At 71.8% G+C, this 13,783-nt stretch carries 12 protein-coding genes; 7 read left to right on the top strand and 5 right to left on the bottom strand.

Annotation, left to right across the window (positions count from 1 at the left end):
- Positions 1 to 49 precede the first annotated feature (49 nt).
- The gene (locus ABT186_RS36515) at positions 50 to 1,288 is read right to left on the bottom strand and encodes an ROK family protein (protein ID WP_351928777.1); all 1,239 of its coding nucleotides are present in this window, start codon (positions 1,286 to 1,288) and stop codon (positions 50 to 52) included.
- Positions 1,285 to 1,974, bottom strand: coding sequence for an alpha-ketoglutarate-dependent dioxygenase AlkB family protein (locus ABT186_RS36510; protein WP_351928775.1), 690 nt, complete (start codon positions 1,972 to 1,974; stop codon positions 1,285 to 1,287). The genes ABT186_RS36515 and ABT186_RS36510 overlap by 4 nt, the downstream gene beginning before the upstream one ends.
- Positions 1,975 to 2,068: 94 nt before the next feature.
- Between ABT186_RS36510 and ABT186_RS36505 the strand changes: the two genes are divergently transcribed.
- Complete coding sequence (locus tag ABT186_RS36505; protein WP_351234756.1) at positions 2,069 to 3,211, top strand: methyltransferase; 1,143 nt, start codon at positions 2,069 to 2,071, stop codon at positions 3,209 to 3,211.
- Here ABT186_RS36505 and ABT186_RS36500 read toward each other — a convergent pair.
- Entirely contained in the window at positions 3,201 to 4,085 is an 885-nt protein-coding gene (locus ABT186_RS36500) for a class II fructose-bisphosphate aldolase (protein ID WP_351928773.1), read from the bottom strand. The two genes, ABT186_RS36505 and ABT186_RS36500, sit on opposite strands and share 11 nt — an antisense overlap.
- A gap of 9 nt (positions 4,086 to 4,094) precedes the next feature.
- Positions 4,095 to 5,000, bottom strand: coding sequence for an SIS domain-containing protein (locus ABT186_RS36495; protein ID WP_351928771.1), 906 nt, complete (start codon positions 4,998 to 5,000; stop codon positions 4,095 to 4,097).
- 123 nt (positions 5,001 to 5,123) lie between these two features.
- Between ABT186_RS36495 and ABT186_RS36490 the strand changes: the two genes are divergently transcribed.
- Together ABT186_RS36490 and ABT186_RS36485 are read left to right on the top strand one after the other, a co-directional pair.
- Positions 5,124 to 5,903, top strand: a complete 780-nt coding sequence (locus tag ABT186_RS36490; protein ID WP_351234762.1) for a DeoR/GlpR family DNA-binding transcription regulator — start codon at positions 5,124 to 5,126, stop codon at positions 5,901 to 5,903.
- A gap of 127 nt (positions 5,904 to 6,030) precedes the next feature.
- Positions 6,031 to 7,866 carry a glycoside hydrolase family 15 protein gene (locus ABT186_RS36485; RefSeq protein ID WP_351928769.1) on the top strand — a complete coding sequence of 612 codons (1,836 nt, stop codon included), beginning with the start codon at positions 6,031 to 6,033 and terminating at the stop codon, positions 7,864 to 7,866.
- Between the two features lie 129 nt (positions 7,867 to 7,995).
- Here the strand turns inward: ABT186_RS36485 and ABT186_RS36480 are convergent, their stop codons facing one another.
- Positions 7,996 to 8,583 carry a DUF4982 domain-containing protein gene (locus ABT186_RS36480; RefSeq protein WP_351928767.1) on the bottom strand — a complete coding sequence of 196 codons (588 nt, stop codon included), beginning with the start codon at positions 8,581 to 8,583 and terminating at the stop codon, positions 7,996 to 7,998.
- Between the two features lie 224 nt (positions 8,584 to 8,807).
- On the opposite strand from ABT186_RS36480, the gene ABT186_RS36475 reads away from it, so the two are divergent.
- The 4 genes from ABT186_RS36475 (at position 8,808) to ABT186_RS36460 (ending at position 13,692) form a co-directional block, all read left to right on the top strand.
- On the top strand, positions 8,808 to 9,977 hold the full coding sequence (locus ABT186_RS36475; RefSeq protein WP_351928765.1) for an MFS transporter: 1,170 nt from the start codon (positions 8,808 to 8,810) through the stop codon (positions 9,975 to 9,977).
- Between the two features lie 48 nt (positions 9,978 to 10,025).
- Positions 10,026 to 11,282: a cytochrome P450 gene (locus ABT186_RS36470; protein ID WP_351234768.1), complete on the top strand. Its 1,257-nt coding sequence runs from the start codon at positions 10,026 to 10,028 to the stop codon at positions 11,280 to 11,282.
- Between the two features lie 71 nt (positions 11,283 to 11,353).
- Entirely contained in the window at positions 11,354 to 12,094 is a 741-nt protein-coding gene (locus tag ABT186_RS36465; protein ID WP_351234770.1) for a maleylpyruvate isomerase family mycothiol-dependent enzyme, read from the top strand.
- Between the two features lie 116 nt (positions 12,095 to 12,210).
- Positions 12,211 to 13,692 (top strand): MFS transporter, encoded by a 1,482-nt coding sequence (locus ABT186_RS36460; RefSeq protein WP_351928763.1) that lies wholly within the window; start codon positions 12,211 to 12,213, stop codon positions 13,690 to 13,692.
- Positions 13,693 to 13,783: the final 91 nt, after the last annotated feature.

The following is a 13,783-nucleotide window of genomic DNA, read 5'->3' as shown; positions in this document are numbered from 1 at the left end:
CGGCACATGCATGGCCTACCGGGCCAACGCCCGGTGATCCGACCGGCGTTCAGGCGAGTGCCGCCAGCGGGTCGTCCAGTACCGGCTGCCACGCCAGCTCCGCCGCCCCCACCAGGCTGTTGTGGTCGAGTGTGCAGGCGAGGATGGGGACTCCGCCGCTGCGGCCCCACAGGCTGCGGTCGGCAACGACGGCGCGCAGCCGCTCGGGGTCGGCGTCCAGCAGGGTGCGGTGCAGTCCGCCGAGGATGATGCGGTCCGGGTTGAGGATGTTGACCAGACCGGCGAGGCCGAGGCCCAGCCGGTCGATCAGCACCTCGACGGCGTTTCGGACGGCCGGGTCGGTCGGGTACTCGGTGCGGATCAGGTCGTTGGCCTGCTGGAGTTGTGAGACTTCGGGGCCCGCCTCACGGCCCGCCGCCGCCAGGAAGGCCTGCGGGTCGGCCTCCACATCGAGGCAGCCGCGGCTGCCGCAGTGACAGGGACGTCCCTCGGGGTTGACGGTGAGGTGCCCCACCTCGAGCGCGAGCCCCGAACTGCCAGTGTGCAGGCGCCCGTCGAGAACGAGCGCGCCACCCACGCCCCGATGCCCGGTGGCCACGCACAGCAGGTCGCGGGAGCCTCGGCCCGCGCCGTGCCGGTGCTCGGCGAGCGCCGCGAGGTTGACGTCGTTGCCGGCGAAGGCGGGCCCGGTGATACCCGCGGCGCGCACCCGTTCGGCGAAGATCTCCCGCACGGGCGCGCCCGGCGGCCAGTCGAGGTGCAGGGGGTTGAGCGCGAGGCCCTCGGGTTCGGCGACCGCGGACGGTACGGCGAGCCCGGCGCCCACACAGCGCCGCCCGGTCTCACGCAGCAGCTCGGCGCCCGCCTCGACCACCGAGCCGAGCACCTTGGCCGGATCGGCGTCGACGGTCTCGCAGCCGGGCGCGGTCGCGACGATCCGGCCGCCGATCCCGACAAGCGCAGCCCGGAAGCCGTCCGCGTGCACCTGGGCGGCGAGCGCGACGGGCCCGTCCTCGGCGACCTCCAGCCGGTGCGAGGGCCGACCCTGCGTTCCGGCGGCGACACTCGGGTGCGCATCGACCCGGATCAGGCCCAGCGCCTCCAGCTCGGCGGCCACCGCACCGGCGGTCGCCCGGGTGACGCCCAGCTCGGCGGTGAGTACGGCACGCGTCGGCGCACGTCCGGTGTGCACCAGCTCCAGCGCGGGACCGAGCGCACCGCGCCCCCTGTCCAGCCGCGTCCGTGTGTTCCCTTCCCCTGTTGCCCGGGGGGCCGCCTTGCCGTTCATGAGGGCGAGTCTCCCATGATCCGCTCGGGGTCCGGCCGGAAGCCGCTGACGCGCAGCGTGATGTTCAGCCGGCCGGTCAGCCCCAGCGCGGGCGGGGCCGTACCCGGATGCACCCGCGGCACCCCGTGGTGGGCGAGCCGCGCCGGGCCGCCGAAGACGAAAAGATCGCCACTGCGCAGTTCCACGTCCGTGTAAGGGCGCGCCCGGGACTCCGTGTTGCCGAAGCGGAAGACGCAGGAATCGCCGAGGCTCAGCGACACCACCGGGGCGTCGGACTTCTCGTCGCTGTCGCGGTGCATGCCCATGTGGGCACCCGCATCGTAGAAGTTGATCAGGGCGATGTCGTACGGCTCGGGCGGGACCGCCTGCGGTCCGAGGGCGGACTCGACCGCCTCGCGGCCCAGCGCGGCCAGCCACTGCGGGAGCGGCTTCACGGGGGTGCCGTCGCCGTCGACGACCGTGCGGGCGTACCCGTACGGATACCAGTGCCGGCCGAGGCAGACCTGCCGGGACGTCATCGTGCCGCCGCCGGGGGTGCGCACGGTCCGCAGGCCGGCGGGCGGTCGGGCCCACTCCCGGCAGGCCTCGAGGAGCCGGCGCTGACGGGCCGCGTCCAGCCAGTCCGGCACATGGACCGCGCCGGGTGCGACCTGCCTGCGGCTTCGCGGGAACAGCTCGGCGTCCATGGCCCCATCATCACGTATCCCGCCCGGCAGAGGGGTCCCGGCGCTGCGGCCGGGGACCGGGGCTGAGCTGCGGCTCGGCTAGCCTTGACGCACGATGAACGACCGTATGACCACGCCCTGGGGCGAGTACGCGCTGATCCGCTTCCCCGAGGACCCCCGCGACCGGCTGCGCGCCTGGGACGCGTCCGACGCGTATCTGCTGCGCCACCTCGCGGCGAGCGGCACCCCGCTGAGCGGCGCGGTCGTGGTCGTCGGCGACCGGTGGGGCGCGCTCACCACGGCACTCGCGGCGCACCGCCCGGTGCAGATCACCGACTCCTTCCTGGCCCGCGAGGCGACCCGGGCGAATCTCGTCCGAAACGACGTCGACGTGGACTCCGTACGGCTCCTCACCACCCAGGACGACCCGCCGCTCCGGATCGACGTCCTGCTCGTCCGCGTCCCGAAGAGCCTCGCGCTGCTCGAGGACCAGCTTCATCGGCTGGCGCCCGGCGTGCACGAGGGGACCGTGATCGTCGGGACGGGGATGGTCAAGGAGATCCACACCTCGACGCTGCAGCTGTTCGAGCGGATCCTCGGCCCGACCCGAACCTCGCTCGCCGAACAGAAGGCCCGGCTCATCTTCTGCACCCCCGAGCCGGGGCTCGAACGGGGCACAAACCCGTGGCCGTACCGGTACCGACTGCCCGACGACATCGGCCAGTTGTCCGGCCGGACCGTCACCAACCACGCGGGGGTCTTCTGCGCCGACCGCCTCGACATCGGTACCCGGTTCCTCCTGCAGCACCTGCCGCGCGTCCGGGGCGCCGAGCGGGTCGTGGACCTGGGCTGCGGCAACGGGGTCGTCGGTCTGGCCGCCGCGCTGGCCGATCCCGAGGCCGAGGTGCTCTTCGTCGACGAGTCGTACCAGGCAGTGGCCTCGGCGGAGGCGACGTACCGGGACAACGCGCAGGGGACTGCGGAGTTCCGGGTGGGCGACGGACTGTCCGGGGTGCCCGCCGGGAGCGTCGACCTCGTTCTCAACAACCCTCCCTTCCACTCCCACCAGGCGACGACGGACGCCACGGCATGGCGCATGTTCGCCGGGGCGCGGCGCGCCCTGCGGCCGGGCGGTGAGCTGTGGGTGATCGGCAACCGTCATCTCGGCTACCACGTGAAGCTGCGGCGGCTCTTCGGCAACAGCGAACTGGTCGCGAGCGACGCGAAGTTCGTGATCCTGAAGGCCGTCAAGAAGTAGCCGGTCCGGCGACTGCGGTTTCACCGCCGTGGAGCACGGCGATCAGGTGGGCCACCGTCCGGACCATCGCCTCCCGTCCCACGCCGAGATAGCTGCGTGAGTCGACCGCCTCCGGGTGCCCGGCCAGGAACTCCCGGATCGCGCCCGTCATGGCGACGTTCAGGGCGGTCCCGATGTTGACCTTCGCGATGCCCCCCGCGACCGCAGCCGTGAGTTCGTCGTCCGGCAGTCCGGAGGAGCCGTGCAGCACGAGCGGCACGTCGAGCGCGGCGTTGAGCCGCTTGAGCAGACCATGGTCGAGCGCGGCCGTGCGCGTGGTCATCGCATGGGTGCTGCCGATGGCGACGGCCAGGGCATCGACCCCCGCATCGGCCACGAAAGCGGCGGCCTCACCCGGGTCGGTCCGGGCGCCCGGTGCGTGCGGATCGGGCGCCGGTTCGCCGTTCTTGCCGCCGACCTGTCCCAACTCGGCCTCGATCCAGAGCCCTTGGGCATGGGCCCAGTCGGCGGCGGCACGGGTGGCGGCGAGGTTCTCCTCGTACGGAAGCCGGGCCGCGTCGTACATCACGGAGCTGAACCCGGCGCCGGGCGCCTGGCGCAGCAGCCCGTCGCTCTGCACATGGTCGAGGTGGAGGGCGACGGGCACGGCGGCGCAGGCGGCTGCCGCGGCAGCGGCACGGGCGAGCGGGAGCAGGCGCCCGTAGCGGAACGTGACCGCGTTCTCGCTGACTTGGAGCACGACCGGAGCATCAGCGGCCTCCGCGCCCGCGATCACGGCCTCGACGTGTTCGAGCGTGACGACGTTGAACGCGACGACGGCACCGCGTGCCGCGGCGGCAGCGGCGATCAGCTCGCCGGTGGCTGCGAGGGGCACGGCTCCTCCTTATCGGCGGGCGCCCGGATCGGCGGCGGGGGCGAGGACGACCGAGCGGGTCAAATGGCGGGGCCGGTCGGGGTCGAGCCCGCGGGCGGCGGCCACGGCGACGGCGAGCCGCTGGACGCGGACGAGTTCGGCGAGCGGGTCGAGGCCGTCGGCCACCCACATGGCTCCGGTCTCCCGGACCTGCCGGGCGAGTCCTTCGGGCGCCTCGCCGAGCATCCAGGTGGCGGTGGAGCGGCTGGTGATGCTGATGGGTCCGTGCCGGTACTCCATCGCCGGATAGGACTCCGTCCAGGCCAGGGCGGCCTCGCGCATCTTCAGTCCGGCTTCGTGCGCGAGACCTACGGTCCAGCCGCGGCCGAGGAAGGTGAACTGCGTGCGGTCGACGAGCCCTTCGGGCAGCGGGGTCTCCAGCGCCGTGCGGGCATCGGCGACCACGGCGTCCGAGTGCAGGCCGAGGTGTGCGCGGAGCAGGGTGAGCGCGGTGGTGGCGAACCGGGTCTGGACGACGGACTGTTCGTCGGCGAAGTCGAGCACGACCACGTCGTCGGCGGACTGCATCACGGGCGTGCGCGGGTCGGCGGTGATCGCGGTCGTCCGCGTCCGCCTCCGGATCCGGCCGAGGAGGTCGAGGACCTCGGTGGTGGTGCCGGACCGGGTGAGGGCGACGACCCGGTCGTAGGCCCGCCCGTCCGGGAACTCTGAGGCGGCGAAGGCGTCCGTCTCGCCCTGTCCGGACCGCTCGCGCAGTACGGCGGCGGACTGCGCCATGAAGTAGGAGGTCCCGCACCCCACGATCGCGACCCGCTCCCCCGCGGCGGGCAGCGCGGCCTTGTGCTCATCCGCGTCCCCGGCGGCGCGGACCCAGCACTCGGGCTGGCTGTTGAGCTCGTCCTCGACATGAGTCATGCCGCACCCCTCCCGGGCTATGCGCTTTCTTGCAAGATATAGCCGATTTTCGAGCACAATCAAGCATTCAGCCGAAGGTGAGGTGCGCTAGGGTCGCCGGAGGGAGAGGAACGGAGAGTGCGGATGTCGCGCGACGCCCGCTGGAAGGCGCTGCTGGAACTGCTCGTCGAGCGGGGCCGGCTGGATGTCGAGGAGGCGGCGGCCGAGCTGGAGGTGTCGGCGGCAACGATCCGCCGCGACTTCGACCAGCTCGCGGAGCAGCAGATGCTCGTACGCACCCGGGGCGGCGCGGTGGTGCACGGCGTGTCGTACGAACTGCCGCTGCGCTACAAGACGGCCCGTCATGCCTCCGAGAAGCAGCGCATCGCGAAGGCGGTGGCGGCTCTGATCGCACCCGGCGAGGCGGTGGGCCTCACGGGCGGCACCACCACGACGGAGGTGGCGCGGGCCCTGGCGGTACGCGGCGACCTGGCGTCGGGCTCCCCCGCGCTGACCGTCGTCACCAACGCACTGAACATCGCCAATGAGCTTGCCGTACGCCCCCAGTTCAAGATCGTGGTGACGGGCGGTGTGGCGCGCGCGCAGTCGTACGAGCTCATCGGCCCGCTCGCGGACGGCGTGCTCGGCCAGATCACCATCGACGTGGCGGTCCTCGGCGTGGTGGCCCTCGACGTCGCACACGGCGCGGCGGCCCACGACGAGGCGGAGGCCGCGATCAACCGTCTGCTGTGCGAGCGCGCCGAGCGTGTGATCGTCGCGGCGGACTCCAGCAAGCTGGGGCAGCGCGCGTTCGCGCGGATCTGCGCGGTGGACACGCTGGACACGCTGGTCACGGACACGGCGGCGGGGACCGACGCGGTGCGGCAGTTCGAGGAGGCCGGCGTCCGGGTGATCACCGTCTGACGCCCGGCCGCGTGCCCGGACGGAGGTGAAGACCGCCCAGGGCACCCGCGCTCCCCATGCTCCCGCCTCCCCCTGCGCCTAAGCTGGCATCACTCGGTGCGCGCACCGGGTGATCAGGGAGACTGCGATGGCCGACACACCGATTGATCAGTATGTTCCCGGGGGTTCCCGGTACCTGCCGATCGCCGAACACGGTCTGATCGGCGATCTCCGCAGCGTGGCTCTGGTGGGAAGCAACGGCACCATCGACTGGTACTGCTCCTCGGCCTTCGACGCCCCGAGCGTCTTCGCCGCAATCGTGGACGCGGATCGGGGCGGATCCTTCGAGCTCTCCGCGACCGTACCGGCGCGGACCAAGCAGTTCTACTTCCCCGACACCAATGTCCTGATCACGAGGTTCTTCACCGAGGACGGCGTCGGCGAGGTGCAGGACTTCATGCCCGTCGGCGCCGGGTCGGTCGAGGCCGAGCGCCACCGGCTGATCCGGCGGGTCGTATGCGTGCGCGGTTCGATCCCGTTCCGGGTGCGGGTGGCCCCCCGGTTCAAGTACGGCACCCAGCCGCACACCGTCAGGCTGCTGGGCGACGTGGCGGTGTTCGAGTCCGCGGATCTGTCGCTGGCCCTGACCGCCACCATGGCCCTCGAAGGCGACGACCTGGACGCGTGGGCGGATTTCAAACTCGCCGAGGGCGAGTCGGCGGTGTTCGCGCTGGACCAGGTCGGCGCCCATCTGCCACCGCGCATGTGCGCACGGGCCGAGGCACAGAGGCAGTTCTGCACCACGGTGGCGTACTGGCGCAACTGGCTGCACGCCTCCCGCTATCGCGGCCGGTGGCGGGAGATGGTGCACCGCTCCGCCCTTACGCTGAAGCTGCTCACCTATGCACCGACCGGCGCGATCGTCGCGGCGCCGACGACCAGCCTGCCCGAGCAGATCGGCGGCGAGCGCAACTGGGACTACCGGTACGTCTGGGTGCGCGACGCGGCCTTCTGCGTCTACGCCCTGCTGCGGCTGGGCTTCACCGGCGAGGCCGAGGCATTCATGCAGTTCGTGACCCGGCACATCATTCCGGGGGACGGCGGACCGTCGGGCCCGCTGCAGATCATGTACGGGATCGACGGCCGTACGGACCTGCCGGAGCACGAACTCGACCACCTGGAGGGCCACCGGGGATCCGCGCCGGTGCGCATCGGCAACGCCGCCGCAGACCAGCTCCAACTCGACATCTACGGCGCCCTCATCGACTCGATCTACCTCTACGACAAGTGGGCACAGCCCATCTCCAGTGACCAGTGGGACAACGTGTGCGCGCTGGTGGACTGGGTCTGCGCACACTGGGACCAGCCCGACGAGGGAATCTGGGAAACCCGCGGCGGCCGCAAGAACTTCCTGTACTCACGGTTGATGTGCTGGGTGGCGATCGAACGGGCCATCCGGATGGCCAACCGTCGTGGCCTGCCCGCCGATCTGCCCCACTGGCGGCAGTGCCGTGACACGATCTACCGGCGGATCATGCAACGGGGCTGGTCCACCACACGCCGGGCCTTCGTCCAGCACGAGGGCGGCGACGTGCTCGACGCGGCGGTGCTCATGATGCCGCTGGCCAAGTTCATCGCGCCCACCGACCCCAAGTGGCTGTCCACGCTCGACGCCCTCACCCAGGACCTGGTGTCCGACTCCCTGGTCTACCGTTACGACCCGCAGGCGAGCCCGGACGGCCTGCGGGGCGACGAGGGAACGTTCTCCATCTGTTCGTTCTGGTACGTCGAGGCGCTGGTCCGGGCCGGCCGCGTCGAGGAGGCACGGCTGGCCTTCGAGAAGATGCTGACCTACGCCAACCATCTGGGTCTGTACGCCGAGGAGATCAGCCACACCGGCGAACAACAGGGCAACTTCCCGCAGGCGTTCACGCATTTCGCCCTGATCAGCGCGGCGTTCAACCTGGACCGGGCCCTGGGCTGACGAGCCGCTCGTCGCGCCCGACCGTCAGTGTGAGCGTCGCCGGGCGCAGTCCGGGGGCCCTGGCGGTGAGCGACGCGACCCGGTCTCTTCGCCGGCCTCAGGACGGCGAGCGCCTGCCCGTGCCACGTGCTAATGGCGCGGCTGCCGTATGGCGACGCTGTGAGGGTTGCCGTTGCCGGCGGCCGCGAGCTCTCCCGCGCCGTCGGCCTCGAACGTCACTTCGAGCGCTGCGTCGGGGACGAGACGGCCACGGCTGTCGAGCACCTCGACGAGCACATGCGCGAGGTCGTCGGGGCTTGTGGTGAGTCGCCTGACGTCGGGGACGAGCCACAGCGCGACCGGAGCACCCACCGTCCTGAGCGTCTCCCGGCCGATCTCCTTGCCGTTCCGGCCGGCGACGGCCGTCGGCTCCGCGGGTTCGTACCGCACGGTGAAGGTGGCCATGGCCCGCTCGGGAGCCCTCGGGGCGCCGCCGGGGATCTCCGCGCCGTTGACCAGCAGCCGCACGCTGTCGCCCGGTGTGTAGACGCCAAGCATGACGCCCTGGTCCCCGATACCCGCGGCCGCCCCCTCGGGGGCCATCGGTGTCTTCCCGATTCCGGACTCGCCGAGGCAGTCCCAGGCGGCCCAGACCCAGTTTCCGACGGCCCAGGCGTTGTCGTTCACGAACTTCGTGTCCTGGTGGATCGTCGCGGGAAAGCCTTCGCTCCGTGTCATCGCCCGCTCGGGAAGGGGCCGGTCCGGCACGTCGGCAGGCGGCACAGCCAGAGACCCATCGACCCTGACCATGATCCGTTCGGCCCCGCACCCGCGGAACCACCCGGGCGGGTCCGGCAGGCCGTTCACCGCCCCGAGCCCCCGCCAACTCCCTTGCCGTGCTCGGAACTCGCTCCTAACCTGATTTTGTGCCGCAAATAAACAAATCCCGACCCCACAGCGTTGTGCCGGGTGACGACCTCACCCGGCTCCGCATCGCCATCACCGCCTTCTTCGCCCTCGACGGCTTCGTCTTCGCCGGCTGGGTCGTCCGCATCCCGGCCATCAAGGAGCAGACCAACGCCTCCACCGGCGCCCTCGGACTTGCCCTCCTCGGCGTCTCCGCAGGCGCGGTGATCACGATGACGCTCACCGGACGGCTCTGCCGTCGCTTCGGCAGTCACCCCATGACCGTGGTCTGTGCGATCCTGCTCTCCCTCGGCGTGGCCCTGCCCCCGCTGACGCACTCGGCACTCACGCTGGGGCTCGTACTGGTGGTCTTCGGAGCGGCCTACGGCGGTCTGAACGTCGCGTTCAACAGCGCCGCCGTGGACCTCGTGGCCGCGCTCCGGCGGCCGGTCATGCCCACCTTCCACGCGGCGTTCAGCCTGGGCGGCATGGTGGGCGCCGGGCTCGGCGGGCTGGTCGCGGGATCCCTGTCGCCCACCCGGCACCTTCTCGGCCTCACCATGACCGGTCTGCTTGTGACCGCGGTCGCCGGGCGCACGCTCCTACGGCAGGAGCCGCCGCTGCCGCAGGACCGCGTACGGCCCCGGGACCGCGCGCCGCACCGACCGGCCGCCCGCACCCGGGGCTTGGTGACCGTCTTCGGGCTCATCGCGCTGTGCACCGCGTACGGCGAGGGGGCACTCGCGGACTGGGGCGCACTGCACCTGGAACAGGACCTTGACGCGCACCCGGCGGTGGCCGCGGCCGGCTATTCCTGCTTCGCGCTCGCCATGACCGTCGGCCGGCTCAGCGGCACAACACTCCTGGAACGGCTGGGGAGGGTCCGTACGGTGGTGGCGGGTGGCGCCACGGCCGCAGTCGGGATGCTGCTCGGCTCGCTGGCGCCGACCGCCTGGGCGGCCCTGCTCGGCTTCGCCGTCACCGGGATCGGGCTCGCCAACCTCTTCCCGGTCGCCGTCGAGCGCGCCGGCGCGCGCGCGGGCCCCGGCGGAGTCGCGGTCGCCTCGACGTTCGGCTACGGCGGCATGCTCCTCGGGCCGCCCGCCATCGGGTTCATGGCCGACTGGTACTCGCTGCCCGTCGCGCTCACCAGCGTCGCGGTGCTGGCCGCGGTCGCGTCGGCGATCGGATACGGGGCGCGCGGTGCGACCGCCGGCCACCAGTGAAACCATGGTGAAACCGCCGTGAAGGCATGGGTCCGCAGGCTGTGCGCCATGACCTCACACCACAGCAGCGCTCCCGTCCACCTGACCCCCGAACTGGTCGAGAACCCCGTCGGCGCCTACGCGGACTTCCGCTCGCAGGACCGGCTCCCTCAGGTGGTGCTTCCGGGCCTGCAGACCCCGGCCCGGCTTGTCACCCGCTACGCCGACGTCAAAGCCGCCCTCACCGAGCCCCGGCTCATCCGGGACCGCTCCAAGGTCCCAGGCGGCGCCGACGGCGGGGACCCGCAGACCGAGCTGGTGGAGGCCGCGTTCGAGGGCTTCCCGGCCGAGTACACCAAGTACGTCTCCGGGCACCTGGCGCTGTTCGACGGCGAGGAGCACGCCCGGCTCCGCTCCCCGCTCACCCGGGCATTCACCGCCCGGCGCACAGCGGCCCTGCGGTCGTTCGTGGAGCGGGCCGCCGAAGACCTGCTCGGGCAGTCGGCCATCAAGGGCGAGGCGGATCTCCTGGGCGAGTTCGCCTATCCGCTGACCACCTTCGTCGTCTGCGAGCTCGTGGGCGTCGACGAGGCCGACCGGGACCAGGTGTGCGCATGGATCCGCGACTTCGCCCACGGCGACGGCAGCCGGACGGTCGACGGGCTCGTCGGCATCGTCGACTACGTGAAGGAGCTGATCGCGCGACGGCGGGCCGAGCCCACCGAGGACCTGATCTCCGCGCTGATCGAGGGCGGCCGGGGCGACGGGGAGCCACTCACGGAGGACGAACTGGTCACCGTGGTCTTCCTGCTCATCAACACGGGGATCACCCCGCCCGCCCTGTTCCTGGCCCATGCGCTCCTCGCCCTCTTCGACCACCCGGACCAGCTGGCCAGGCTCCGCGCCGAGCCCGAACTGCTCGGACGCGCCGTACCCGAACTCCTCCGCCACGTCACCCTCGTACGCATCGGTGCCTCGATGTACGCCACTGAGGACTTCGAGTTCGCCGGGACCGCCCTGAAGAAGGGCGAGACGGTGACCGTGGCTCTGCTCGCCGCCAACCACGATCCACAGGAGTACGGCGAGGCGCCCGAACGCCTGGACATCACCCGGGAGTTCGGCCGCGGGGACGGCCACCTCGCCTTCGGCCACGGCGCCCACTACTGCCTGGGTGCGGCCCTCGGCCGCCTCGTCGCCTCCGTGGTGATCGACCAAGTGCTCATCCGGCGCCCGGACGCCGAGCTCGCCGTGGACCGGGCCGAGCTGGAGTTCGGGCACTGGCCGGGGGACGGGTTCCATCTGCTGCGGCTTCCGGTACGGCTGTGAGCAGCCGGGGCGGCGCACCCCCGGTGGCGCGCCCTTCCCTTCGACGGCACTCCATCAGGCACACTCGCCCCATGGAGACTGCCGAGTTCGTACGGATCCTGGACCGGGAAGGCCCGCTGCTGGCCACGGCCGCCGAGGAGGCGGGTACCGACGCGAAGGTGCCGACCTGTCCGGAGTGGCAGGTACGGGATCTGGTGCGGCACACCGGCAGGGTGCACCGCTGGGCTGCGGCTTTCCTCGCCGAGGGGCACACCTCCTACCACCCCGGCGGCGGGCTGCCGGACCTCGACGGCCCCGAGCTGGTGGCCTGGTTCAGGGAGGGGCACCGGTATCTCGTCGACACCCTCTCCTCCGCCGCGCCGGACGTGCAGTGCTGGCAGTTCCTGCCGGCGCCTTCGCCGCTGGCCTTCTGGGCCCGGCGGCAGGCGCACGAGACGACCGTGCACCGGGTCGACGCGGAGTCGGCGCTGCGCGGTACACCCACGGCGATCGGCCCGGACTTCGCCGTCGACGGCATCGACGAACTGCTGCGCAGTTTCCACGCCCGCTCCAAGAGCAAGGTCCGCAGCGAGAAGCCGCGGGTGCTGCGGGTACGGGCGACGGATGCCGACGACGCCGTGTGGACCGTACGGCTGTCGGCCGAGCCGCCCGTCACCGAGCGGGACGACGCCGGGGACGCGGACTGTGAAATCACCGGGCCGGCCGCGCAGTTGTATCTGTCACTGTGGAACCGGCGCCCGTACCCGAACGTGACCGGAGACACCTCGGTCGCCGCCCTGTGGCGCGAGAGGTCCGCCATCACCTGGAGCTGAGTCCGAGCCGTTCCCCTGGACCCGAGCACACCCCACCGGTCCCGAACACCTGGACTTCGTTGCACGCGAATTAAATGCGCTTGCATTCAATGCACGCGCATGCGAGTCTCTGATGCATGACCTCTCCGCTCACCACCCCCGCGTCCGACGGGCGCTGGACCCCCCGGTTGTGGGGCACCCTGCTGGTGCTCTGTGCCGCGATGTTCCTGGACGCGCTCGACGTGTCGATGGTCGGCGTCGCCCTGCCGTCCATCGGTGCCGACCTCCATCTGACGACCTCGACGCTGCAATGGATCGTCAGCGGCTACATCCTGGGATACGGCGGGCTGCTCCTCCTCGGCGGACGCACCGCGGACCTGCTCGGCCGACGCCAGGTCTTCCTGGTGGCCCTGGGCGTCTTCGCGCTCGCCTCGCTGCTCGGCGGGCTCGTCGACTCGGGTCCGCTGCTGATCGCCAGCCGCTTCGTCAAGGGCCTGAGTGCCGCGTTCACCGCGCCCGCCGGCCTGTCCATCATCACCACGACATTCGCCGAGGGCCCGCTGCGCAACCGCGCCCTCTCCATCTACACCACCTGCGCGGCCACCGGCTTCTCCATGGGCCTGGTGCTGTCCGGCCTGCTCACCGAGGCCAGCTGGCGCCTGACCATGCTGCTGCCCGCGCCCATCGCCGTGATCGCGCTCATCACCGGTCTCAAGCTGCTGCCGCGCAGCGAACGCGAGAAGGACCACGACGGCTACGACATCCCCGGCGCCGTCATCGGCACGGCGTCGATGCTGCTGCTCGTCTTCACCGTCGTCCAGGCGCCGCACGTCGGCTGGGCGTCCGCCCGCACGCTGCTGTCCTTCCTCGCCGTCGCCGTGCTCCTCACCGCGTTCGTCCTCGTCGAGCGACGCTCGGCAGGTCCCCTGATCCGGCTGGGCGTGCTGCGCTCCGGCCACCAGATCCGCGCCCAGCTCGGGGCGATGGCCTTCTTCGGGTCGTACGTCGGCTTCCAGTTCCTGGTCACGCTGTACATGCAGTCGCTGCTCGGCTGGTCGGCGCTGCACACCGCGCTCGCCTTCCTGCCCGCGGGCGCGCTGGTGGCGGTCTCCTCGACGAAGGTGGGCGCGATCGTCGACCGCTTCGGCACTCCGCGGCTGATCGCAGCGGGCTTCGCGCTGATGGTGGCCGGGTACGCACTGTTCCTGCGCGTCGACCTCAATCCTGTGTACGCGGCGGCCGTCCTGCCGAGCATGCTGCTGATCGGCGCGGCCTGCGCCCTGGTCTTCCCCTCGCTCAACATCCAGGCCACGAGCGGGGTCGAGGACCATGAGCAGGGCATGGTCTCCGGTCTGCTCAATACCTCGGTGCAGGTGGGCGGCGCGATCTTCCTGGCCGTGGTGACCGCGGTGGTCACCGCGAACGCGCCCGCGCACGCCTCGCCGCAGGCCGTCCTCGACAGCTACCGGCCCGGTCTGATCGTGGTCACGGGCATCGCCCTGGCGGGCCTGCTGATCACACTGACGGGAATGCGCACGCGCCGGACGCAGCGGTCCATCGTGGTCGCGAAGTCCCTTCAGGAGGAGGCGGACGTGGAGCCCGTGGCGGTCCGCGACTAGGTCCTGTCGTCAAACTCCCGTCGTCCGCCCGGAGGGCGGGCCCTGCGGCGTCAGGTGCGTGCTCTGGGGGTCCCCCCGGCCGGAGGCTGGG

The organism is Streptomyces sp. NPDC001634, from assembly GCF_040298185.1.
In the GTDB taxonomy this organism is placed as follows: Bacteria; Actinomycetota; Actinomycetes; order Streptomycetales; family Streptomycetaceae; genus Streptomyces.
The sequence above is the reverse complement of the archived record's forward strand: the minus strand, read 5'-3'. Positions and strand labels throughout refer to the sequence as shown.

Coding starts and splice junctions, on each gene's coding strand:
- ABT186_RS36515 (WP_351928777.1), bottom strand. CDS start 1,288: ATGAACGGCAAGGCGGCCCCCCGGGCAACAGGGGAAGGGAACACACGG.
- ABT186_RS36485 (WP_351928769.1), top strand. CDS start 6,031: ATGGCCGACACACCGATTGATCAGTATGTTCCCGGGGGTTCCCGGTAC.
- ABT186_RS36505 (WP_351234756.1), top strand. CDS start 2,069: ATGAACGACCGTATGACCACGCCCTGGGGCGAGTACGCGCTGATCCGC.
- ABT186_RS36510 (WP_351928775.1), bottom strand. CDS start 1,974: ATGGACGCCGAGCTGTTCCCGCGAAGCCGCAGGCAGGTCGCACCCGGC.
- ABT186_RS36490 (WP_351234762.1), top strand. CDS start 5,124: ATGTCGCGCGACGCCCGCTGGAAGGCGCTGCTGGAACTGCTCGTCGAG.
- ABT186_RS36470 (WP_351234768.1), top strand. CDS start 10,026: ATGACCTCACACCACAGCAGCGCTCCCGTCCACCTGACCCCCGAACTG.
- ABT186_RS36495 (WP_351928771.1), bottom strand. CDS start 5,000: ATGACTCATGTCGAGGACGAGCTCAACAGCCAGCCCGAGTGCTGGGTC.
- ABT186_RS36465 (WP_351234770.1), top strand. CDS start 11,354: ATGGAGACTGCCGAGTTCGTACGGATCCTGGACCGGGAAGGCCCGCTG.
- ABT186_RS36480 (WP_351928767.1), bottom strand. CDS start 8,583: ATGACACGGAGCGAAGGCTTTCCCGCGACGATCCACCAGGACACGAAG.
- ABT186_RS36460 (WP_351928763.1), top strand. CDS start 12,211: ATGACCTCTCCGCTCACCACCCCCGCGTCCGACGGGCGCTGGACCCCC.